General features: G+C 72.5%; 18 protein-coding genes. 10 read left to right on the forward strand and 8 right to left on the reverse strand.

Annotated features, from left to right (window positions below; translation table 11 throughout):
- The 5 genes from EST92_RS12050 to EST92_RS12070 all read right to left on the reverse strand — a co-directional run.
- Positions 1-1,830 (reverse strand): IucA/IucC family siderophore biosynthesis protein (locus tag EST92_RS12050; protein ID WP_135789048.1); only part of this gene is annotated, 1,830 nt, incomplete at its 3' end.
- Positions 1,827-2,471, reverse strand: coding sequence for a GNAT family N-acetyltransferase (locus tag EST92_RS12055; RefSeq protein WP_129280936.1), 645 nt, complete (start codon positions 2,469-2,471; stop codon positions 1,827-1,829). The genes EST92_RS12050 and EST92_RS12055, both read right to left, overlap by 4 nt.
- Entirely contained in the window at positions 2,468-3,787 is a 1,320-nt protein-coding gene (locus EST92_RS12060; protein WP_129280937.1) for a lysine N(6)-hydroxylase/L-ornithine N(5)-oxygenase family protein, read from the reverse strand. Before EST92_RS12060 ends, EST92_RS12055 begins: the two co-directional genes overlap by 4 nt.
- A 63-nt stretch (positions 3,788-3,850) precedes the next feature.
- Positions 3,851-5,383, reverse strand: coding sequence for an aspartate aminotransferase family protein (locus EST92_RS12065; protein WP_129280938.1), 1,533 nt, complete (start codon positions 5,381-5,383; stop codon positions 3,851-3,853).
- Between the two features lie 156 nt (positions 5,384-5,539).
- On the reverse strand, positions 5,540-6,805 hold the full coding sequence (locus EST92_RS12070; RefSeq protein ID WP_129280939.1) for a DUF1015 domain-containing protein: 1,266 nt from the start codon (positions 6,803-6,805) through the stop codon (positions 5,540-5,542).
- Between the two features lie 172 nt (positions 6,806-6,977).
- Between EST92_RS12070 and EST92_RS12075 the strand changes: the two genes are divergently transcribed.
- Positions 6,978-8,003: an HAD-IIA family hydrolase gene (locus tag EST92_RS12075; protein ID WP_129280940.1), complete on the forward strand. Its 1,026-nt coding sequence runs from the start codon at positions 6,978-6,980 to the stop codon at positions 8,001-8,003.
- Positions 8,004-8,060: 57 nt separating this feature from the next.
- Here the strand turns inward: EST92_RS12075 and EST92_RS12080 are convergent, their stop codons facing one another.
- Together EST92_RS12080 and EST92_RS12085 are read right to left on the reverse strand one after the other, a co-directional pair.
- Positions 8,061-8,990, reverse strand: coding sequence for a siderophore-interacting protein (locus EST92_RS12080; RefSeq protein ID WP_129280941.1), 930 nt, complete (start codon positions 8,988-8,990; stop codon positions 8,061-8,063).
- A 118-nt stretch (positions 8,991-9,108) separates the two neighbouring features.
- The gene (locus tag EST92_RS12085; RefSeq protein ID WP_129280942.1) at positions 9,109-10,137 is read right to left on the reverse strand and encodes an ABC transporter substrate-binding protein; all 1,029 of its coding nucleotides are present in this window, start codon (positions 10,135-10,137) and stop codon (positions 9,109-9,111) included.
- Positions 10,138-10,202: 65 nt separating this feature from the next.
- On the opposite strand from EST92_RS12085, the gene EST92_RS12090 reads away from it, so the two are divergent.
- The 3 genes from EST92_RS12090 (at position 10,203) to EST92_RS12100 (ending at position 13,301) form a co-directional block, all read left to right on the forward strand.
- Positions 10,203-11,252 (forward strand): iron chelate uptake ABC transporter family permease subunit, encoded by a 1,050-nt coding sequence (locus EST92_RS12090; protein WP_174243989.1) that lies wholly within the window; start codon positions 10,203-10,205, stop codon positions 11,250-11,252.
- Between the two features lie 80 nt (positions 11,253-11,332).
- A complete protein-coding gene (locus tag EST92_RS12095) occupies positions 11,333-12,352 on the forward strand; it encodes an iron chelate uptake ABC transporter family permease subunit (protein WP_161981732.1) in 1,020 nt (339 codons plus the stop codon).
- 97 nt (positions 12,353-12,449) lie between these two features.
- The gene (locus EST92_RS12100; RefSeq protein WP_129280944.1) at positions 12,450-13,301 is read left to right on the forward strand and encodes an ABC transporter ATP-binding protein; all 852 of its coding nucleotides are present in this window, start codon (positions 12,450-12,452) and stop codon (positions 13,299-13,301) included.
- Here EST92_RS12100 and EST92_RS12105 read toward each other — a convergent pair.
- Positions 13,285-13,632 carry an SCP2 sterol-binding domain-containing protein gene (locus EST92_RS12105; protein ID WP_129280945.1) on the reverse strand — a complete coding sequence of 116 codons (348 nt, stop codon included), beginning with the start codon at positions 13,630-13,632 and terminating at the stop codon, positions 13,285-13,287. The genes EST92_RS12100 and EST92_RS12105 overlap by 17 nt on opposite strands.
- A 74-nt stretch (positions 13,633-13,706) precedes the next feature.
- Between EST92_RS12105 and EST92_RS12110 the strand changes: the two genes are divergently transcribed.
- The 6 genes from EST92_RS12110 (at position 13,707) to EST92_RS12135 (ending at position 21,344) form a co-directional block, all read left to right on the forward strand.
- A complete protein-coding gene (locus EST92_RS12110; RefSeq protein WP_129280946.1) occupies positions 13,707-14,054 on the forward strand; it encodes a hypothetical protein in 348 nt (115 codons plus the stop codon).
- Between the two features lie 7 nt (positions 14,055-14,061).
- On the forward strand, positions 14,062-14,877 hold the full coding sequence (locus EST92_RS12115) for a TlyA family RNA methyltransferase (protein WP_129247569.1): 816 nt from the start codon (positions 14,062-14,064) through the stop codon (positions 14,875-14,877).
- A gap of 59 nt (positions 14,878-14,936) precedes the next feature.
- Positions 14,937-15,815: an NAD kinase gene (locus EST92_RS12120; protein ID WP_129280962.1), complete on the forward strand. Its 879-nt coding sequence runs from the start codon at positions 14,937-14,939 to the stop codon at positions 15,813-15,815.
- Positions 15,816-16,007: 192 nt separating this feature from the next.
- Positions 16,008-16,520, forward strand: coding sequence for a DUF3995 domain-containing protein (locus EST92_RS12125; RefSeq protein WP_129280947.1), 513 nt, complete (start codon positions 16,008-16,010; stop codon positions 16,518-16,520).
- A 449-nt stretch (positions 16,521-16,969) separates the two neighbouring features.
- A complete protein-coding gene (recN, locus tag EST92_RS12130; RefSeq protein ID WP_129280963.1) occupies positions 16,970-18,697 on the forward strand; it encodes a DNA repair protein RecN in 1,728 nt (575 codons plus the stop codon).
- A gap of 553 nt (positions 18,698-19,250) precedes the next feature.
- Entirely contained in the window at positions 19,251-21,344 is a 2,094-nt protein-coding gene (locus EST92_RS12135) for a bifunctional polysaccharide deacetylase/glycosyltransferase family 2 protein (protein WP_129280948.1), read from the forward strand.
- Positions 21,345-21,446: the final 102 nt, after the last annotated feature.

A 21,446-nucleotide genomic window follows, 5' to 3' on the forward strand; every position in this document is an offset into this window, starting at 1 on the left:
CGGTGCGTAGGGGGCGAGGGGGTTGCGGAGGGTGCCCATGAGTTGGAGGGCGCCCGCGGGGTCCTGGAGGTCGACCATCTCCTGGTTGTTGCGCAGCTGGAGGCGGTTGAGGCAGGAGAGGGCGAACTCCTCGGCGAACATGTCGTATTGGGCGAACTTGTCGGCGAGGTGCGGCGCGGACGCCTGGTAGTCGAGGACGCACTCGGCGACGGTGCGCCAGAAGGTGTCCTCGTCGAGGACGCCGCGGTCGTCGAGGATGCCGCTGAGGAAGCGGAAGAAGCAGTCGAAGACGTCGGTGAAGACCGAGAGGAGCTTCTTGTCCTCGGGGACGTCGGCGCGGATGCGTTCGACGGCCGGGGGCAGGGTCGCGGTGACGGGGGCACCACCCTGGCCCTTAAGGCCTTGGGGGGCCATGACGGCGATCTCCTCGGCGATGTCCTTGAAGATCACCCGGGCCACCGCACCGTCCTCGATGACCAGGATGGCGTTCTCGCCGTGCGGCATGAAGACCAGGTCGTAGGCGTAGAAGGCGTGCAGGACCGGGGTCAGATACGCGTCGAGGTAGCGGCGCAGCCAGTCGGCGGGGGCCAGGCCGGATTCCTCGATGAGGGCCGCGGCGAAGGAATCGTCCTGGTCGTCGGTGTGGAGGAGGGAGGCCATGGTGGCGAGCCGGCGGCCCGGTTCGAGGCCGGCGACGGGGCTCTCGCGCCAGAGGGCGGCGAGCATTTTGCGGTACGGGGAGCCCTTGTCGGTGGCGGCCTCGTACTGGGGGTGGTGGTAGCCGAGGGCGGCGCGCTCGCGGAGGATCGAGAAGCCGGCGGCCCGGAAGGTGTCGTCGGCGTCGATCAGGCGGGCGAGCCAGTCGTTGATGGCCGGGGTGGCTTCCATGTAGGCGGCGGACAGGCCGCGCATGAAGCCCATGTTGAGCACCGAGAGGGCCGTTTTGACGTAGTGGGCGGCGGGGTTGGTGGTGTTGAAGAAGGTGCGCAGGGACTGCTGGGCAAGGTAGCTGTCGTCGCCGGGGCCCAGGCACACCAGGTGCTGCTGGGCGACCTCGGCGGCGAAGGTGACCGAGAGCTTGTTCCACCACTGCCAGGGGTGGGTGGGGAAGAGGTAGTAGTCGTCCGGGTCGAGACCCAGGCCGGTGAGGGTGGCGGTGAAGCGGTCGCGGGTGTGCCGGGGGAGCTCGCCGCGTATGAGGGTGTCGTAGTCGAGGCCGGCGCCGGCGGTGAAGGTGGCGCGGTCGTGGCGGGCGGCGAGCCAGATCAGCTGGAGGGGGCGGGCGCTTTCCGGGGCGTAGGCGTGGTACTCGTGGATGCCGAAGCCGAGGCGGCCGTTGTTGGCGACGAAGCACGGGTGGCCCTCGGTCATCCCGGACTCGATGGTCTGGAAGCCGGCGTGGGCGAGTGCGGCGGCGGTGGGCTGCTGGGTGGCGAGTTTGTAGGCGGTGCCGGAGAGGGTGGAGCTGATCTCCTCCAGGTAGACGGGGAGGGCCTCCGCGCCGAGGCCCAGGGAGTCGCGCAGTTCCAGGATGAACTCCAGGGCGTCCAGGGGGAGTTCGGTGTGGGAACGGTGACGGGTGATGCTGTCGGCGTCGATCTGCCAGTGGTCCAGGGCCTGTCTGCGGGCGGCGAAGCGGTACTCGGTCGAGCCGTCGTCGCTGTGCAGACAGTAGTGGCCGTCCGGGGGCAGGCGCTTGGGGGTGAGCAGCCGTTCATGGGCGAACTCGGCGAGGGCCTTGCGGAGCAGCAGGCGGTTGGCCCGTGCCCACAGGGTGGGGGTGAGGTGGGCGACGGCTTCCTGGGCGCTGGGCGGGCCGGCGGCGGTCATCGGTGGTCTCCTCGGGCGGCCAGGAACTTCTCGCGGGTGCAGGTGCTGAGGCAGGCGTCTTTGGCGGGGAGCGAGACGGTGCGCAGGACCTCGAAGCCGACGGCCTCGTTGAGGGCGTGGACGGCGGTGTTGCGGGCGTCGGGTTCGACGACGACGCGGCGGGTGGCCGGGTCGGCGAAGAGCATCTCCATGACGGTGGTGAGCACGGCGAGGGTGAAGCCGTGCACGGGGGTGGTGGTGGGAGCGGTGAGGAAGTGCATGCCGACATCGCCGGGCTCGGCGGTGTGGATACCGACCAGCTCCCGGTGGGCCGGGTCGTAGCGCTCCATGAGGAAGGCCGGGGTGCCGTTGTGCAGGCCGAGGAAGGCGTCGTGGAAGGGGTCGGCGGCGATCCGCGCGCTCTCCTTCTCGACGGCGGCGAGGTCGCAGTCCTGCATCAGCCAGAAGACGGCCTTGGGGTGGGTGACCCAGCGGTGCAGCAGCCGGGCGTCGGCGGCCGGATCGACCCAGCGCAGGGCGAACTCCCCGAGCGTGGCGTCGGTGCGGGTGAAGAGCGGGGCGGCGGCCGGCCGCTCGCCGGGCCCGGCCTCGGCGGCGTGCGGCGCGCGCTGCCCGCGGATGCGCGTGCGGTGCTCGTTCATGCGGGGATCTCCAGGGGGTGGTGCGGGCTGGCCGGAGCGGCGAACTCCTGGAAGGCGATGGCCTTTTCGACCGGGTAGTACTCGCGGCCGAGCAGCTCGCGCACCAGACACGAGTTGCGGTAGGCGGCCATGCCGAGGTCGGGGGTGACGAAGCCGTGCGTGTGCAGTTCGGCGTTCTGCACGAAGATGCCGTGGCCGGTGGTGTCGATGCTGTAGTTGCGGGCCACGTCGTAGCGGCCGGCGTCGTCCCAGACGAGGCGGTCGTGGACCGGGGCGAGGAAGTCCGGGACGCGGTAGCGGTAGCCGGTGGCGAGGATCAGGCCCTGGGTGTCGAGGGTGAAATCCGTGCCCTGTTCCTCCTGGCGCAGGCCGAGGGTGTACGTGCCGGAGGTCCGGTCGTAGCGGGCCCGGTGCAGGGCGGTGTTGGTGAGCAGCCGGGTGGGGACGGGGCCGCTGAGGTTCTTCTGGTAGAGCAGGTCGAAGATGTCGTTGATCAGGGCGGAGTCGATGCCCTTGTAGAGGTGTTTCTGGGTGGCGTTGAGGCGGTCGCGGGTGGCCGCGGGGAGGGCGTGGAAGTAGTCCACGTACTCCGGTGAGGTCATCTCCAGGGTGAGCTTGGTGTATTCGAGGGGGAAGAAGCGCGGGGAGCGGGTCGCCCAGGTCAGGTGGTAGCCGTGGGCGTCGATGTCCTGGAGGAGGTCGTGGTAGATCTCGGCGGCGCTCTGGCCGCTGCCGATCAGGGTGATGCTGTCCTTGGCCCGGAGGGACGCCTTGGCGTCGAGGTAGTCGGCGTTGTGCAGCAGATCGCCGCCCAGGCCCCGGCAGGCCTCGGGGAGGTGTGGCGGGGTGCCGGTGCCCAGGACGAGCTTGCGGGCGCGGTGGGAGGTGACCTCGCCGGTGGGCAGGTGCGTGGCGTGGACGACGTACAGCTCCGCGGCCGGGTCGTACTCGACGGTGGTGACCCGGTGCGAGAAGCGGACGGTGTCGAGCTTGCCGGCCGCCCAGCGGCAGTAGTCGTTGAACTCGGCGCGCAGCGGATAGAAGCTCTCGCGGATGTAGAAGGAGTAGAGCCGCCCCGATTCCTTGAGGTAGTGGAGGAACGAGAAGGGGGAGGTGGGGTCGGCGAGGGTGACCAGGTCGGCCAGGAACGGCACCTGGAGGTGGCTGCTGTCCAGCATCATGCCGGGGTGCCAGTCGAAGGACGGCTTGTCGTCCAGGAACAGGCCGTCGAGCCCGTCGATCGGCTCGGTCAGACAGGCCAGACCCAGATTGAACGGGCCGAGGCCGATGGCGATGAAGTCGTAAGGGGCGGACACGGGGGCTCCGATGGGGGGTCGGCGAGGGTCTGTCGTTCGGAACAGGCCCTAGGGGAGGGGCAGTCAGCGCGCGCTGAGCGTCGGCCGGGGCCGGGCGGCGAGGAAGGTGCCGGCGTGCTCGGCGATCAGATCGAGCACGGTGGCGATGTCCGCCAGCGTGGTCTCCGGGTTGAGCAGGGTGAACTTGAGGTAGTGGCGGCCGTCGACGGTGGTGCCCGCGACGATCGCGTCGCCGGAGGCGAACAGGGCTTCCCGGGCGTGCAGATTGACCCGGTCGCTGAGGTCGGGGTCCTGGTCGGTGCTGGGCACGTAGCGGAAGACCAGGGTGCTCAGCCGGGGCTCGACGACGACCTCGAAGCGGGGGTCGTCGTGCAGCAGCTTCCAGGCGTCGGCGGCGCGGTCGATGACCTCGTCGAAGAGTGCGCCGATGGCCTCGGCGCCCATGATGCGCAGGGTGAGCCAGAGCTTGAGGGCGTCGAAGCGGCGGGTGGTCTGGAGCGACTTGTCGACCTGGTTGGGGATGCGCTGCTCCACCGTCCGGCGCGGGTTGAGGTAGTCCGCGTGGTAGGTGACGTGCCGCAGGGTGGTGCGGTCGCGGACCAGGACGGCGCTCGAACTGACCGGCTGGAAGAAGGACTTGTGGTAGTCGACGGTCACCGAGTCGGCGCGTTCGATGCCGGTCAGCAGGGCGCGGCGGCGGGAGACCAGCAGGCCGCAGCCGTACGCGGCGTCGACGTGCATCCAGGTGCCGTACCCGGCGCACAGGCCGGCGATCTCGGGGAGCGGGTCGATCGAGCCGAAGTCGGTGGTGCCGGCCGTCGCGACGACGGCCATGGGTATCAGGCCCTCGCGGTCGCAGCGCGCCAGTTCCGCGGCCAGGTCGGTGGTGCGCATCCGCTTCTGTTCGTCGCAGGGGACGGCGATGACGGCCTCCGCGCCCAGGCCGAGCAGGGTGGCCGCCTTGCGGATGCTGAAGTGGCTGCAGGCGGAGGTGAGGATGCGCAGCCGCGGCAGGACGTCGGAGGGCCCGGCGCCGTCGGGTACCTCGCCGCCGGCGAGCGCGCGGCGGCAGGCCTCGTCCCGGGCGAGCAGCATGGCCTGGAGGTTGGACTGGCTGCCGCCGCTGGTGAAGATGCCGTCGGCGTGCGCGCCGAGGCCGATCCGGTCGGCCGTCCAGTCGATCAGCCGGCGCTCGATGAGGGTGCCGCCGGCGCTCTGGTCCCAGGTGTCCAGGGAGGAGTTGACGGCGGCGAGCACGGCCTCGCCGACCAGGGCGGGGATCACCACGGGGCAGTTGAGGTGGGCGAGGTAACGCGGGTGGTGGAAGTAGACGGCGTCGCGGAGGTAGACGTCCTCCAGCTCGTCCAGCGCCGCGGTCGCGTCGTACAGCGGCGTGTCCAGGTCGACGCCGGAGACGGTGGGGGTGAGGCCGTCGACGGTGATGCCGGTGAACGGGCGGGTGGTGCCGGCGATTTTGGCGCTGATCCGGGCGACGGTCTCGGTGACCGCGCGGTGGTAGTGGTGCGCCGTGCCGTTGTGGAGCAGATGGGTCCGGCTGTCGGACGGGTCCTCGGTGGAGTGCGCGAGGAGACTCATGACGATGTCCTCCCTGGTGCGGAGTTGACCACGTCCCGCGCAGGGTGGGGTGTGCGCAGGGGCAGGGAGACCCGCCCGGCGACGTAGTTAGGTAAGCCTAACCTAACTACTTCGAAGGGAGGGTGTGTGGTGCCGCGGTGCGGGCGGTGCGGGAGGTCAGTTGCCGGTGTCGTCCAGCGTGCGCAGGACCAGGCCCGTGGCGGGCTTGGGGCCGAAGGAGGTGGACTTCCGTGGCATCGTCACGCCCTGCTCCGCGAGCTGACGGACCGTCTCCTCGGAGGTAGCGCGCATCAGGACCGCGGTGCCGCCGTGCCGGGCGGCCTGCTCGACCGCGGCCCCGGTGTGGTGCAGATAGCCGATGTCCGACGGATGGTCAGGGATGTGCCAGACCTCGTCCAGCAGGACGGAGTGCAGCACCGTGGCGTCCAACTGCCGCCAGGCCTCGGGCCGGTCCCGGCGGATCGTCCGGTCCAGCAGGCCGGGGTCGGGGCGGTCCAGGAGGTGGAAGGAGTCCGGCCCGCCGGCCAGGACGAAGGCGGTACCGGGCGTCTCCTCCAGGGCCTGAAGGGCGGCGGACAGCTCGCCCGGGAGCGTACGGGCGCGGAAGGCACCGGCCAGATCCGCCAGCGCCTTGGCCGGCGGCAGATGCGGCAGCACCCGGTGGATCGCCCGGACCTGGAGCGGATAGCGGGCGGTGTCGACCAGCAGCACCAGGCCGGACGCCCAGGGCGAGGCTGCGTCGGCGCCGGGCCGCTGCTCGTACAGCCGCTGGTAGGTCGCCCAGCGGTGGTGGCCGTCGGCGATCAGGGCCTGCCGGCCGCTGAGGTCGTCGTCGATGGCGGCGAGGTCGGCGGGGGCGGTGACCGCCCACAGGCGGTGCGCGAAGCCGTCCTCCGTGACGGTCGCGAGCAGCGGCTCCTCCTCCACCACCCGCTCGATGACCGCGGCGGCGCCGGTCGCGGTGCCCTGGCCGCGGTAGGACAGCAGCAGCGGTTCGAAGTTGGCGGCCGCCGCACGCATCAGGGCGGCCCGGTCCTCGACCACCTCCGGGATGACACCCTCGTGCGGCAGCACCGGGCCGTCCAGCCGCAGCGCCCCGATCAGTCCGCGCTGCAGCACCTCACCGGCGCGCTGCTCGTAGACGTACAGCGCGGGCTCGGTGTCCTGCGTCAGCACGCCCTCGGCGCGCCAGCGGCGCAGGGTGTCGGCGGCCTGGCGGTGGCGGGTGGTCGGGTCCGCGGCGTGCGGGAGGATCAGCCGGACGATGTTGTACGGATCGGCGGTCTCCAGATGGCGCACGCCGTCCGGCCGGACCACCACGTCGTACGGCGGGGAGGTCACGGCGGTCAGGCTGCTGACCCGTTCCCGGGCGTAACGCAGTCCGCGGAACGGGAGGAGGCGGAGGCCGTCGCTACTGGTCATTGAAGAATGCTATGCCGCCACACCGATGAGGGAAGATCGGGGGACAGCCCGTATGTGGCTGGAAATACCGGTAGGCGCGAAGCGGAGGGGCACGCACCGGTGCCGGGCGGCGAGTCGTCCCCGGTGGCGGCGGGTCCCTCGGTGGGCGCACGGGAGCGAGGAGCGAGACGGCATGAACGAGCAGGTTCGCAGGCGGCCCGACGGGTCCCGGCATGCGTTGAGCGAGGCATATGACACCGCGCTGCTGGATCTGGACGGGGTCGTCTACGCCGGCGGACAGGCCATCGCGCATGCGGTCCCGTCGCTGACCACCGCACGGGACGGGGGGATGCACCTCGCCTATGTGACCAATAACGCGGCCCGGACACCGCAGGCGGTGGCCGACCAGTTGTCCGGTTTCGGGCTGCCGACCGGCGCCGAGGACGTGATCACCTCGGCGCAGGCGGTGGCCCGGCTGATCTCCGAGCAGGTGCCGCCGGGCGCGCGGGTGCTGGCGATCGGCGGCGAGGGGCTGCTGGTGGCCCTGCGCGAGCGCGGGCTGGAGCCCGTCTTCTCCGCGGAGGACGATCCGGCGGCGGTGGTGCAGGGCTACGACCCCACGCTGGACTGGGCGCGGCTGGCGGAGGCCGCGTACGCGGTGCAGCGCGGGGTGCCGTGGTTCGCGTCCAACACCGATCTCACCATCCCCAAGGAGCGCGGGATCGCCCCGGGCAACGGTGCGTTGATCGAGGTGGTGCGGATCGCCGCGGGCGGATCGCCGCAGGTGGCGGGCAAGCCGCAGCCGCCGATGCACCGGGAGACGGTGCTGCGGACCGGCGCGCGGCGACCGCTGGTGATCGGCGACCGCCTCGACACGGACATCGAGGGTGCCTGCAACGGCGGTGTCGACTCGCTGCTGGTGCTCACCGGCGTCACCACCCCCGCCGAGTTGCTGGCCGCCCCGCCGCGGCACCGTCCCGCCTATGTGGAAGCGGACCTGCGCGGACTGCTGGCACCGCAGCCCGAGGTGACCGCGGACGGGGACGGATTCCGGTGCGGCGGCTGGCGGGCCGAGGCGTCCGGCGACACCCTCGCGGTGACCGGCGAGGGGACGCCGCTGGACGGGCTGCGGGCGCTGTGCGCGGCGGCCTGGACGGCCGCGGGCGACGGCAGTTGCGCGGCGGACGCGGACAAGGCGCTGGCCCGGATCGGGATCTGAGGGCCGGGGCTCCGGCGGTGCGCCCCTGGCCCGGTGCGCCCCCGCCGCCGCGGTGACTCACTCGTCCCGGGATGTCGCCGCCGCGGCCGTCAGCTCCGCGAGCAGGTCCTCCTCGGTGGCGCCGCGCCGCCAGTAGCCGGTGAACGTGACGGCCCTGCGGTCGATGCCGCGCTCGCGGACGAGGTGGCGGCGCACCGCCTGGACCGTCCCGGCCTCGCCGGCGACCCAGGCGTACGGGGTGCCCGCGGGCAGTTCGGCGGCGCGCAGTGCGTCGAGCACCGAGTCGCCGCCTGCGGCGGTGGCCCCGTCGCGGACCAGCCAGGTGATCTCGGCGTCGGCGAAGGACGGCAGCTGCTGCCGGTCGTCCTCGTGCGCGATCTCGATCCAGACCTTGGCGCGGGTGCCGGGGGAGAGCCAGGACAGGATGCCGGCGATCGCGGGCAGCGCCGTCGTGTCGCCGGTGAGCAGGATCCAGTCGGTGCCGGCCGGCGGGCGGAAGTCGACCCCGCCGTTGTCCTCGACGGCCGGGGCGAGCACGGTCAGCCGGTCGCCGGGCCGGGCGCGGGCGGCCCAGCGGGAGGCCGGGCCGCCCGCCGTGAGGGGAGCACCTCCCTGCTCGAACGGAGTGGAGAGCTCGGGGGAGGTGCCCGGCTCCGCGCCGTGCAGGGCGAAGTCCACATCGAACTCCGCCGGGTCAGGGCGCTGGGCGCGGATCGTGTACGAGCGCATCACCGCCCGCTCGGCCGGATCCTGCGCCCGCCAGGCGGCGTACCAGCCGTCGCCGGTGTCGTCGAGGGCCGGCCGGTCCTGATGGGGCTGCGGGAGGAAGAGCTTGAAACGCTGGTCGCGACCGCCGGACGCCAGCTCGGCCAGCCGCTCGCCGCCGAAGGTGACCCGCACCATGGACGGGCCCAGCCGCCGGGTGCGCAGGACCTGGACCTCGAAGAAGCGGAACGGTGCGGTGGCGGGGGCGGCTGTCGTGGTCATGTGGGGAACCTCCCGGGGCGGGCTGCGGTGGTGCGACGGCGGTGAACGGGGCCGGGGTGCGGCGGCGGTTGTGCGGTGCGGTTGCGGCGGAGCGCGCCGGCCGAGGCGCGGCCGGGCGTCAGTTGACCTTCCTGGCGTTGCCGACCGCCTTGGCGAGCGACTCGATGAGCGGGGCGGCGCCCGCGTAGGAGAAGCGGGGCTCGCTCGACCAGGGGGTGATCTGGTGCGCCTTGACGGCGGGCAGCTTGGCCCAGGAGGGCTTGGCGGCCAGGTCCTTGGGCTGGAGCGTGGCGGTCCGGTTGTCCAGCAGCAGCACGTCCGCCTGGTACTTGTCGGCGTTCTCCCAGCTCAGGCTCTCGAAGTAGCCGCCCTTGTCCAGGTGGTCGGGGACGATCAGGTCGACGCCGAGGGACTTGTAGTACATGAGGTCGGCGTTGATGCCGGGGTTGGAGGCGTAGAAGAGGTCGGGGCTGCCGGAGCAGGCGAGCACCTTGACCGGGTGGGCCTTGGCGGCCTTGCGCAGCGCCTCGGAGGCCTTCTCGAAGCGGGCCTTGGCGTCGGTGACCTTCTTGGCCTTGAGGTCCGCGCCGAGCGACTCCGCCAGCTCGGCGTAGCGCTCGATGATCTTGACGAGCGGGGTGCGGGAGGAGGTGAGGGCCACGGACTTGGCCAGCTTGGTGATCTTGTCCTTGCTGTCGTCCGGTACGAACCACAGCGCGCCCGGCTCGTACATGTTGGTGACCAGCAGATCGGGGCGCAGGGACGCGTACTTCTCGACGTTGAACTGGTTGTAGGCGTTGCCCAGGATGGTGACCTTGTCGATGTCCAGGTCGCCTGCCTGCGGGTCGGGCCGGCCGTTCTTCAGCTTGGTGGGGCCGAAGACGCCGACGATCTGCTCGTCGATCCCGAAGTCGTGCAGCGCGGCCGCGGTGCCGGTGAAGGCCACGATGCGCTGGGGGGTGTGCGCCAGGGAGACCTTCTCCTTGCGGTCGTCGGTGAAGACCCAGGAGCCCTTCCCGGCACTGCCGTTGGTGCCTCCCGGGCCCTTGCCCCCGCCGCAGGCGGCCAGCAGGGCGCCGAAACCGACGGCGCCGCCCGCGGCCAGGATGCCGCGACGGGAAACGGGGGTGCTTCGGGAGGTACTCATGGCGTCTGCGCTTCTCTCGTGGGGGCCGGGCACGGTCGATATCAGGGTAGGCTAACCTAACTAGCGTGTTGGTTGACAGTCCCCCCGAAGCACCGGCCACCCCGGCCCCGGTGTCACCCCGGCGACGACAGGTCCTGCGTGGTGCGGGGCTGTTCGCCTCCGTGGCCTTACTGGCCGTCGTCACCGTCCTCGGCATCGCCGTCGGCGCGAAACAGATCCCCCTCGACCAGGTGTGGCACGGGGTGTTCCACTACACCGGCAGCGACACCGATGTGGTCATCCGCGATGTCCGCTTCCCCCGCACCCTGCTCGGCCTGCTCGTGGGCGCCGCCCTCGGCCTGGCCGGCACGGTCATGCAGGCGCTGACCCGAAATCCCCTGGCGGACCCCGGAGTTCTCGGTATCAACGCCGGTGCCTCGGCCGCGGTCGTCACCGCCATCAGCTTCTTCGGCGTCACCTCGCTGTCCGGCTATGTGTGGTGCGCGTTCGCCGGCGCCGCGGCGGTCTCCGTCGCGGTGTACGTCCTCGGCGGCACCCGCAGCGCCACGCCCGTACGGCTTGCCCTCGCCGGCACCGCGCTGACCGCCGTCCTCGTCGGCTACCTCAACGCGGTCAACCTCATGGACACCGCGGCGCTGGACAAGATGCGCTTCTGGACGGTGGGTTCGCTGGCCACCGCCACCATGCCGACGGTGACCCGGATCGCGCCGTTCCTGGCGGTGGGCGCCGTCCTCGCGCTGCTGCTCGCCCGGCCGCTGAACGCCCTCGCGCTCGGCGACGATCAGGCGCGGGCGCTGGGCACCCGGCTGACCCGCACCCGGGTGCTGGCGATGGTCACCGTCACCCTGCTGTGCGGCGGGGCGACCGCCGCCTGCGGCCCGATCGTCTATGTGGGCCTGATGGTTCCGCATGCCGTACGGGCCCTGACCGGGCCCGATCTGCGCTGGGTCCTGCCGTACTCCGCGGTGCTCTCGCCGGTGCTGCTGGTCGGTGCGGATGTGCTCGGCCGGGTCGTGGCCCGGCCCGGCGAGCTCCAGGTCGGCATCGTGACGGCTCTCGCCGGTGGGCCGGTCTTCATCTACCTCGTACGGCGTCGGAGGATGGCCCAGCTGTGAGCGCGACAGACACCGAGCAGCGGCGGACGCCGGGGGCCGGACGCGGTCGGCGAGCGGGGACGGCCCGGCGGACCAGAACGGTGCGCACCAAGGGCGGGCTCTCGCTGCGCCTGGAACCACGCGCCCTGGGGACCGGACTGCTGCTGCTGGCCCTCGCGCTGGCCGCCGGCGTCGCCCTGATCGGCTCCGGCGACTACCCGATGACGCCGGCCGAGGTGATCGCCACCCTGACCGGCGGCGGCGACGCCGGCCAGCAGTTCGTCGTGCAGGACCTGCGACTGCCGAGGGTGCTGGTGGGGCTGCTGGTCGGTGCCGCGTTCGGGATCGCCGGGGCGGTCTTCCAGACCGTCTCCCGCAACCCGCTGGGCAGCCCGGATGTCCTCGGCTTCGCCCAGGGCTCGTCCGTCGGCGCCCTGGCCGTCATCGTCTTCTTCCAGGGCGGCGGTTTCGCGGTCGCCGCCGGAGCGGTTGTCGGCGGCCTGGTCACCGGCCTCGGCATCTTCCTGCTCGCCTGGCAGCGCGGCATCCACGGCTACCGCTTCGTGCTGGTCGGCATCGGCGCCGGCGCGATGCTCTACGCGATGGTGCTCTACCTCCTGACCAAGGCGAACATCGTCGAGGCGACCCGGGCCACCACCTGGATGACCGGTTCCCTCAACGGCCGTGACTGGCGCCAGGTCTGGCCGCCGGCCGTCGTCTGCGCCGTCCTCGTCCCGCTGCTGCTGTGCCACGGGCGGGCGCTGCGCATGCTGGAGATGGGCGATGACGCGGCGGCCGCGCTGGGCGTACGGGTCGGCCGGGTCCGCGTCGTCGTGCTGATCGCGGCGGTCGTCCTGGTCTCCGTCGCCACCGCGGCGGCCGGGCCGATCTCCTTCGTGGCGCTCAGCGCACCCCAGCTCGCCCGCCGGCTGACCGGCTCTCCCGGCCCCAACCTCCTGCCGTCCGCCCTGATGGGAGCCGCCCTGCTGGTCGCCGCCGACTGGTCCTCGCAGCGGCTCTTCGGCGCGGACCAGCTGCCGGTGGGGGTGCTCACCGGCGTCCTCGGCGGCGGCTATCTGCTGTGGCTGCTGGCCACGGAGCGCCGGGCGGGCCGGATTTGAGCGGCCCGGCGAGCGGCGGCCGGCGGCGGCCCGCGGCCGCACCGTCGCCCGTACCACCCGACCCCCACAGCGATACGACAACCCCAGGAGCGCTGACGTGAGCCGTCTCACGGCCGAGCAGGTCACCCTCGCCTACGACCAGCGGGTCATCGCCGAGAATCTCTCGGTCGCCGTCCCCGACCACTCCTTCACGGTCATCGTCGGCCCGAACGCCTGCGGCAAGTCCACGCTGCTGCGCGCGCTGTCGCGGATGCTGAAGCCGGCCGCGGGCTCGGTGCTGCTGGACGGCTCCGCGATCTCCGCGCAGCCGGCCAAGAAGGTCGCCAGGACCCTCGGGCTGCTGCCGCAGTCCTCGATCGCCCCGGACGGGATCACCGTGTCGGACCTGGTCGCGCGCGGCCGCTACCCGCACCAGGGCCTGCTGCGGCAGTGGTCGGCGAAGGACGAGCGGATCGTCCGGGAGTCGATGGCGGCCACCGGTGTCGACGGGCTGGCCGACCGCTGTGTCGACGAGCTGTCCGGCGGGCAGCGCCAGCGGGTGTGGATCGCGATGGCGCTCGCCCAGCAGACGCCGCTGTTCCTGCTGGACGAGCCGACGACCTATCTGGACATCCAGCATCAGATCGAGGTGCTGGACCTGTGCGCGGAGCTCCACGAGGAACAGGGGCGCACCCTGGTCGCGGTGCTGCACGACCTCAACCACGCGGCCCGGTACGCGACCCATCTCATCGCCATGAAGGACGGGGCGGTCGTCGCCGAGGGCGCGCCGGGCGACATCGTCACCGCGGAGCTGGTGGAACGGGTCTTCGGGCTCGGCTGCCAGATCATCGAGGACCCGGAGACCGGCACCCCGCTGGTCGTCCCCGCCGCCCGCCGGCACCGCAACCGCGGCGGCCGGGCCGTGGCCGGGCAGGCGGCGGGCGAGGCGGCGACTACAGCAGCGTCCTGAGGCGCAGCAGGTCGCGCAGGCCGGCCTCCAGCTTGACACGGCCGCTGCTCCAGGCCCGGGCGAAGTTCAGCTCCCCGTCCACCAGGGCGACCAGATCGTCGCCGGTCATGGTCAGACGGATGTCGGCCTTGTGCGGGGGCGGGCCGGGGACGGCGCTCACCTCCTGGATGGTGCCGTCGGCCAGCCGCCCCACGAAGGTCACATCGAGGTCCGTGATGCGGCAGCTGAGCGAACGGTGGACCGCGGTGGCCCCGCGGACCCTGCCGTCGGCCGAGGACATGTTCTGGGCCAGCCGGTCGAGAGCGGCGCGGCACTGGTCGAGAGTTGCCATCGGAAGCGACGATACGCCAGGTCGGGGACGGCTCGTTCGTCCGTGGTGCCCTTCGCCGAGGTAGCGTCGGGGGCATGGAACAGCCGATGTCCGGCCCGGAGCCGGAGGCACCCGCACCCGCCGGGCCCGGGGAGCCGGAGGAGCGCGTGGAGCCCGAGGACGGCGGAGCGGGGGAGGCGGCGGGCGCCGGGGCGGCCGGGCCGCAGCCGCTCGGGGTGGGGGTGACCCCCACCGGCCAGCCCGCGGTCGACGCCCGGCTGCGGCGCCTCGCCGACGCCGACCACCTCCCCGCCGACGGCCACCTCCCGGTGTACGAGGATGTGCACCGTGGGCTGCGCGACGTGCTGGCCGCCCTCGACCAGCACCCCGGGCCGCCCGCACCGTCCTCGACTTTCTCGACGCCGCACGACAACAGGAGCTGAACCACAGGTGGCAGGAGTGGCACGACGCCGACTCGACGCGGAGCTGGTGCGCCGCAAGCTGGCCCGTTCGCGCGAGCACGCCAGCCAGCTGATCGCCGCGGGCCGGGTGACCGTGGGCGGCGCGACCGCGACGAAACCGGCCACCCAGGTGGAGACCAGCGCCGCCGTGGTCGTCCGGGCGGACGAGAGCGATCCGGACTACGTCTCGCGCGGCGGGCACAAGCTCGCCGGCGCCCTCGCCGCCTTCGTTCCGCTCGGCCTGAAGATCGAGGGCCGGCGGGCGCTGGACGCCGGCGCCTCGACCGGTGGCTTCACCGATGTCCTGCTGCGGGCCGGCGCCGGCCATGTCGTCGCCGTCGACGTCGGGTACGGACAGCTCGCCTGGTCGCTGCAGAGCGACGAGCGGGTCACCGTCAAGGACCGCACCAACGTGCGGGAACTGACACTCGACCAGATCGACTCGCAGCCCGTCGACCTCGTCGTCGGCGATCTCTCGTTCATCCCGCTGGGACTCGTGCTGCCCGCGCTGGCCGCCTGTGCGGCGCCCGACGCGGACCTGGTGCTGATGGTCAAGCCGCAGTTCGAGGTGGGCAAGGAGCGGCTGGGCAGCGGCGGGGTGGTGCGCAGTGCGCAGCTGCGGGCCGAGGCGGTACGGGCCGTCGCCGAGCGGGCGGCCGCGCTCGGTTTTGGCGTACTTGGCGTAACTGCGAGCCCGTTGCCGGGTCCTTCGGGAAATGTCGAGTACTTTCTGTGGCTGCGCGCCGGGGCGCCTGCACTCGACCCGGCGGACGTCGACCGTGCAGTGGCGGAGGGGCCTCGTTGACCACTACCCAGGCAGTTGAAGGCAGCGCAGCACACGAGCACAACGGTGCCGGGCGGACGGTGTTCCTGCTCGCCCACACGGGCCGCCCCGCGGCCATCCGCAGCGCCGAACTCGTCGTCCAGGGCCTGCTGCGCTGCGGCATCGGGGTGCGGGTGCTGGCGGAGGAGGCCGCGGACCTGCCGCTGCCGTCGTCGGTCGAGCGCGTCGACTCCGAGCCGTGCGCGGCCGAGGGCTGCGAACTGCTGGTGGTCCTGGGCGGGGACGGCACGCTGCTGCGCGGCGCCGACTTCGCCCGGACGTCCGGGGTCCCGATGCTCGGCGTCAACCTCGGCCGGGTCGGCTTCCTCGCGGAGGCCGAACGCGACGACCTCGACAAGGTCGTCGACCGGGTCGTCACCCGCGCCTACGAGGTCGAGGAACGGATGACGCTCGACATCCTCGTCCGCAACAACGGCAACGTCGTGCACACCGACTGGGCCCTGAACGAGGCGTCGGTGGAGAAGGCCGCCCGGGAGCGGATGCTGGAGGTGGTGACCGAGGTCGACGGCCGGCCCGTCTCCCGCTTCGGCGGCGACGGGGTGGTCTGTGCGACCCCGACCGGCTCCACCGCCTACGCCTTCTCGGCCGGCGGCCCGGTGGTCTGGCCCGAGGTCGAGGCCCTGTTGATGGTCCCGATCAGCGCACACGCACTGTTCGCCAAGCCGCTGGTGACCTCGCCGCGTTCGGTCCTTGCCGTCGAGGTCCAGCCGAAGACCCCGCACGGCGTCCTGTGGTGCGACGGCCGCCGCAGCGTCGAACTCCCCGCCGGCGCCCGCGTCGAGGTCCGCCGCGGCGCGGTCCCGGTACGCCTGGCCCGCCTGCATCACGCCTCCTTCACCGACCGCCTGGTCGCCAAGTTCGCGCTCCCGGTGGCGGGGTGGCGCGGGGCACCGCACTAGACGGTCACGTCCGACGCGTTCGGCACGTCCGTTGCCTGCGGTCACGTTCGATGCGTGTGGTCCGTCCGAGGTGTTCGGTCGCACGTGAGGGAGCCGGGCGGCCACCGATGCCGCGGCCGCCCGGACGGTGTGCTTGCTGGCTTGTCGGCGAAGCCGGCGGCGGCGTGCCACGGCAGTGGCATGCTCCTGGCCATGTATGAAGATCCCCAGGACAGAACAACACCGGGCCGGTGGGGGCGTATCGCGTGTACCTGGGCGGTCGCTTTCGCCGTGCTGCATTTCTACTGGGCGCTGGGCGGTAGCCGGGGCCTGAGCGTGTCAGCGGGGCCGCTGGCCGAGGAACGCCCCGGGTGGTTCGTGGCGGTGGGCTTGTGGGGCGTGGGAATCCTGTGCCTCCTCGGCGGTGCGCTCGGATGGCGTCTCGCCCGACCGCGGTCTCGTGGCCTGGCAGGACGGGCGGTCACGGCACTGGGCTGGGGTGTCTGCGCGGTGCTGCTGGTGCGCGGCGTCTCCGTCGAGGTGCTGTTGATGGCCGACGCAACGGGCCAGGAGGCAGCCGTCAGCCCGGAACAGCGGCTGTGGACGCTGGCACTGTGGAACCCCTGGTTCCTGGTCGGCGGCCTCGTCTTCGGCCTGGCCGCACGGGAGTACGGAAGGGCAGCGGGCCGAGCCGGAAGAGCAGAGGACCCGGGTAGCACCATCTGAGCCGGGCACCGGCTTGCCCGGGGCCCCGAGTGCTCAGGGTGTTCCTCCGGCGTCCCGTCGGCGAGGAGTTCCCTGGCGCGGGTGAGGCCGGAGTCGCGCCGGGCGGAGAGTGCGTCGTCGGTGAAGACGGGGGTGTGGACGGCGGGGGTACCCGCCCGGCGGCTGCGCACGGCGTCGCCGTCGCCGGGCGGCGCGAGCCGGAGCCCGCGCACCGCCCTGTGCACCGATCCGCCGGACAGGAGCACACCTTCCGTTCCGGCTCCGTTCCGGCATCTATCGTTCCGGCTCGGTTCCGGGCCGTGCTCAGCGTGACGGCCGGGCAGGCGCCCGCACCATGTGGCTTCCACCCGCTTTGCGGTGGGGTTTTCCGCAGGGCCGGGGCAGGAGTGAGGGGAGGCCGTCGCGGGGCGGCACCCGGACCTCGTAAGGTCGTATCCGTGTTGGAGGAGATGCGGATCCGGTCCCTGGGCGTCATTGACGATGCCGTTGTCGAGCTGTCCCCGGGCTTCACGGCGGTGACCGGCGAGACGGGCGCGGGCAAGACCATGGTCGTCACCAGCCTCGGCCTGCTGCTCGGCGGGCGCGCCGACCCCGCCCTGGTGCGGATCGGTGCCAAGTCGGCCGTCGTGGAAGGCAGGATCAGCGTCGGCTCCCGTGCCCCTGCCGCCGTCCGCGCCGAGGAGGCCGGCGCGGAGCTGGACGACGGGGCGCTGCTGATCAGCCGCACCCTCTCCGCGGAGGGCCGCTCGCGCGCCCACGTGGGCGGCCGCTCCGTACCGGTCGGCCTGCTGGCGGAGCTGGCCGACGACCTGGTCGCCGTGCACGGCCAGACCGACCAGCAGGGCCTGCTGCGGCCGGCCCGGCAGCGCCAGGCCCTGGACCGCTACGCCGGGGACGCGGTCGCCGTCCCGCTCGCCAAATACACCGCCGCCCACCGCCGGCTGCGTGCCGTCGCCACCGAGCTGGACGAGCTGACGACGCAGGCCCGGGAACGTTCCCAGGAAGCCGATCTGCTGCGCTTCGGCCTCGACGAGATCGCCGCGGCCGAACCGCAGCCCGGTGAGGACACCGAGCTCGCCGCCGAGGCCGAGCGGCTCGGCCATGCCGAGGCGTTGGCCTCGGCCGCGACCGCCGCGCACGCCGCGCTGGCCGGCAACCCCGAGGACCCCGAGGGCGTCGACGCCACCACCCTGGTCGCCGGCGCCCACCGCGCCCTGGAGGCCGTCCGCAGCCACGACCAGGAACTCGCCGCGCTCGCCGAGCGGCTCGGCGAGATCGGCATCCTGATGGCGGACGTGGCCGGCGAGCTGGCCAGTTACGCGGACGGTCTGGACGCCGACCCGTTGCGGCTGGCCGCCGTCGAGGAGCGCCGCGCCGCCCTGAACCAGCTGACCCGCAAATACGGCCACGACATCGCAGCCGTGCTCACCTGGTCCCAGGAGAGCGCCGCCCGACTCGCGGACCTGGACGGCGACGACGACCGGATCGGCGAGCTGACCGCCGAGCGGGACGCGCTGCGCACGGAACTGGGCGAGCTGGCTCAGACGTTGACCGACGCCCGCACCGCCTCGGCCGAACGTTTCGCCGACGCGGTCACCGCCGAACTCGCCGAACTCGCCATGCCGCACGCCCGGGTCACCGTCGAGATCCGCCAGACCGAGGTCGCCGAGGACGCCGACGGCATCGCGGTCGGCGGCCGCACCGTGGCCTACGGACCGGCCGGTGCCGACGAGGTCGAACTCCTCCTGGCGCCGCATCCGGGCGCACCGCCCCGGCCGATCGCCAAGGGCGCGTCCGGCGGCGAGCTCTCCCGGGTGATGCTCGCCGTCGAGGTGGTCTTCGCCGGCTCCGACCCCGTCCCGACGTACCTCTTCGACGAGGTCGACGCCGGGGTCGGCGGCAAGGCGGCGGTCGAGGTCGGCCGGCGGCTGGCCCGGCTCGCGAAGTCGGCGCAGGTCGTGGTGGTCACGCACCTCCCGCAGGTCGCGGCGTTCGCGGACCGCCAGCTGCTGGTGGCGAAGACGAACGACGGCTCGGTCACCAGGAGCGGGGTCACCGTCCTGGAGGGCGAGGAACGGGTCCGCGAACTCTCCCGGATGCTGGCCGGCCAGGAGGACTCCGAGACGGCCCGCGCGCACGCCGAGGAACTCCTGGAGACGGCGCGCACGGGAAGCTAGGGGGTGGCGTTCGGATCACCCGCGGCCGGCTCCGTCCAGGCAGGCCGTCCGTCGCCGGCCCGGGATGTGAGCGTCGCCACTCCGGGATGTGAGCAGTGTCTCCTTCCGTCCGAGCCGTCGGCCGCCGGCGGGAGCATCTTCCGCACCGCCGGGAGGGGAACGCGCACCCACGGTCACATGCTGACGGAGGCCGGAGAGCCGGCCCGCGGGATCGCGTTGATCACGGGGGCGTTCCGCTGCCGCGATGCAGCCCCGCTCTCTCTGCGCCGCCGCTTGAGCAGGCGTTACAAACCTCCTGCGCACGGCCGGGGCGCTCATGATCCGCGATGCGTACCCCGGCGTCGTCATGAGTACACTCGCCCACCATGTGTGAGGCCAGACGGTATACAAAACGGCACAAAATATCCGATGACCGACCATGCGCCGATGCTTCCCCCCGGCGCGCGAGGGCTCCGCGGAACCCGCTCGCTGACGTGGCAAATGCCCCGTATCAGACCGTTGTTGTCCGAAGAAGGGTCACAGCGACGCCTGTTCCCGGCGTCCCGGGGGCGATGTGAGGCGCCGCGCGAACCGTGCCCGGCACCGGCAGTCCCGTGACCCGCGCGGCCATTGGCTGCTGCTGTGCATGGTCCTCCCGGTGATGTTCGGCGCGCTGCTCTTCGAGGGCTGGACCACCCACGAGGTCGACGCCGCGAAGACCCGCAAGGACTGCACCACCCCCGTGCCCAGGTCCGTCGAGAAGGGCGGCCCGGTGCTGCGGTTCGACCACGGCAAGGTGGCCTCGTCCGCGGTGCCCGCCCGTACGGTGGCGCTCACCTACGACGGCGGGCCCGACCCCAAATGGACACCCCGGCTGCTCGACCTGCTGCGCAAGCACCACGCCCATGCCACGTTCTTCCTCCGTGGTGCCCAGGTGGCTCAGTACCCGGACCTGGTGCGGCGGATCCGGGCCGAGGGCCATGAGATCGGCTCGGAGACCTACACCGGCGCCGCCATGGGGGAGTCCTCGCCGGTACGGGCCTCGCTGGAGCTGTCGCTCACCCAGAAGGCACTGGCGGGCAGCGCGGGCATCCACACCAAGCTGCTGCGGCTGCCGCAGACCACCGCGGTGGACACCCTGTGCGGCGCCGAATGGAATGCCGCCGAGAAGGCCGGCGCCGAGGGGTACACCCTGGTCGCCGCCGACCAGTGGTACCGCAAGCCGTCGCAGGGCGTGATCCGGCAGTTCAGCCAGAACGACCTCGCCTACCTGGGCACCAAGGAGCTGCTCGACAACCCGAGGATCGCGAAGTTCACCACCGTGACGGCTGGCGTCCGGCAGCCCTCGCCCGACGCGCCGGTCTCCGCCGTCGAGCGCTGGACGGGTACCGCCCTGATCTGGGCCAAGGCCCTGGGGCACGCCTTCGTCAGCGGAATGGCCTGGGTGCTCGCCGTCGCGGGCGGGCTGGGGCTGCTGCGACTGGCGATGCTGGTCTTCCTCGCCCGTGCCCATGTCCGGCGGCTGACCCGGTTCCGTCCCGGAGCGCCCCGGCTGCGCGAGGTCACCGACCCGGTGACGGTCCTCGTCCCCGCCTACAACGAAGAGGCGGGCATCGAGTCCACCGTCCGTTCCCTGCTCGCCTCGACCCACCGGCAGTTGCAGATCATCGTGATCGACGACGGGTCCACGGACCGGACGGCGGACCTCGCCACCTGGATCGACGACCCCCGGGTGCGGGTGATCCGGCAGCCCAACGCCGGCAAGGCGGCCGCCCTCAACACCGGTCTGGCCCACGCCATGTACGACATCGTGGTCATGGTCGACGCCGACACCGTCTTCGAGCAGGACGCCATCGAGCGCCTCATCCAGCCGCTCGCCCACCCGGCCGTCGGCGGGGTCAGCGGCAACACCAAGGTCGGCAACCGGCGCCGCCTGCTGGGCAGATGGCAGCATCTGGAGTACGTCTTCGGGTTCAACCTCGACCGCCGGATGTTCGAGGTGCTGGAGTGCATGCCGACCGTCCCCGGTGCCATCGGCGCCTTCCGCCGGGACGCGCTGATGGGCGTCGGCGGGGTCAGCGAGGACACCCTCGCCGAGGACACCGACCTGACGATGGCCCTGTGGCAGGCGGGCTGGCGGGTGGTCTACGAGGAGTCCGCCGTCGCGTGGACCGAGGTGCCGACCTCGCTGCGCCAGTTGTGGCGGCAGCGGTACCGCTGGTGCTACGGCACGATCCAGGCCATGTGGAAGCACCGCGGGGCCGTCGTCGAAATGGGCCCGGCCGGGCGCTTCGGCCGCCGCGGGCTGAGCTATCTCACACTGTTCCAGGTCGCCCTGCCGTTGATCGCGCCGGTCGTCGACATCTTCGCGTTGTACGGGGTGCTCTTCCTCAGCCCCTGGCAGTCGGCCGGCGTCTGGGGTGGCTTCCTGCTCGTGCAACTGCTCTGCGCGGCATACGCGCTGCGCCTGGACGGGGAGAAGATCCGGGCGTTGTGGGCGATGCCGTTCCAGCTCCTGGTCTACCGGCAGTTGATGTATCTCGTCGTCATCCAGTCGGTGGTGGCCTTCCTGCTGGGCACCCGTCTGAGGTGGCAACGGATGCACCGCTCGGGGACCGCCGCGCAGGAGATCGGGCAGCCGGCCTATCAGAGCCTGTCGTCGAGGTGACCGAGCCGGCTGGGGGCGGGCCCCGTCACAGGGCGCCCGCCCCGCCTCCGGGCGCCTGCCTGCCTCCGGACGGCCCCCCGCCTCCGGGTGTCTGCCCGGCCT

Origin of the sequence: Streptomyces sp. TM32, assembly GCF_004122755.1 — a bacterium.
GTDB lineage: Bacteria > Actinomycetota > Actinomycetes > Streptomycetales > Streptomycetaceae > Streptomyces > Streptomyces sioyaensis.

Bases quoted from the DNA above. Each gene is read 5' to 3' on its own strand.
- EST92_RS12055 (WP_129280936.1), bottom strand. From the start codon at position 2,471: ATGAACGAGCACCGCACGCGCATCCGCGGGCAGCGCGCGCCGCACGCC.
- EST92_RS12065 (WP_129280938.1), bottom strand. From the start codon at position 5,383: ATGAGTCTCCTCGCGCACTCCACCGAGGACCCGTCCGACAGCCGGACC.
- EST92_RS12070 (WP_129280939.1), bottom strand. From the start codon at position 6,805: ATGACCAGTAGCGACGGCCTCCGCCTCCTCCCGTTCCGCGGACTGCGT.
- EST92_RS12075 (WP_129280940.1), top strand. From the start codon at position 6,978: ATGAACGAGCAGGTTCGCAGGCGGCCCGACGGGTCCCGGCATGCGTTG.
- EST92_RS12080 (WP_129280941.1), bottom strand. From the start codon at position 8,990: ATGACCACGACAGCCGCCCCCGCCACCGCACCGTTCCGCTTCTTCGAG.
- EST92_RS12085 (WP_129280942.1), bottom strand. From the start codon at position 10,137: ATGAGTACCTCCCGAAGCACCCCCGTTTCCCGTCGCGGCATCCTGGCC.
- EST92_RS12105 (WP_129280945.1), bottom strand. From the start codon at position 13,632: ATGGCAACTCTCGACCAGTGCCGCGCCGCTCTCGACCGGCTGGCCCAG.
- EST92_RS12110 (WP_129280946.1), top strand. From the start codon at position 13,707: ATGGAACAGCCGATGTCCGGCCCGGAGCCGGAGGCACCCGCACCCGCC.
- EST92_RS12125 (WP_129280947.1), top strand. From the start codon at position 16,008: ATGTATGAAGATCCCCAGGACAGAACAACACCGGGCCGGTGGGGGCGT.
- recN (WP_129280963.1), top strand. From the start codon at position 16,970: ATGCGGATCCGGTCCCTGGGCGTCATTGACGATGCCGTTGTCGAGCTG.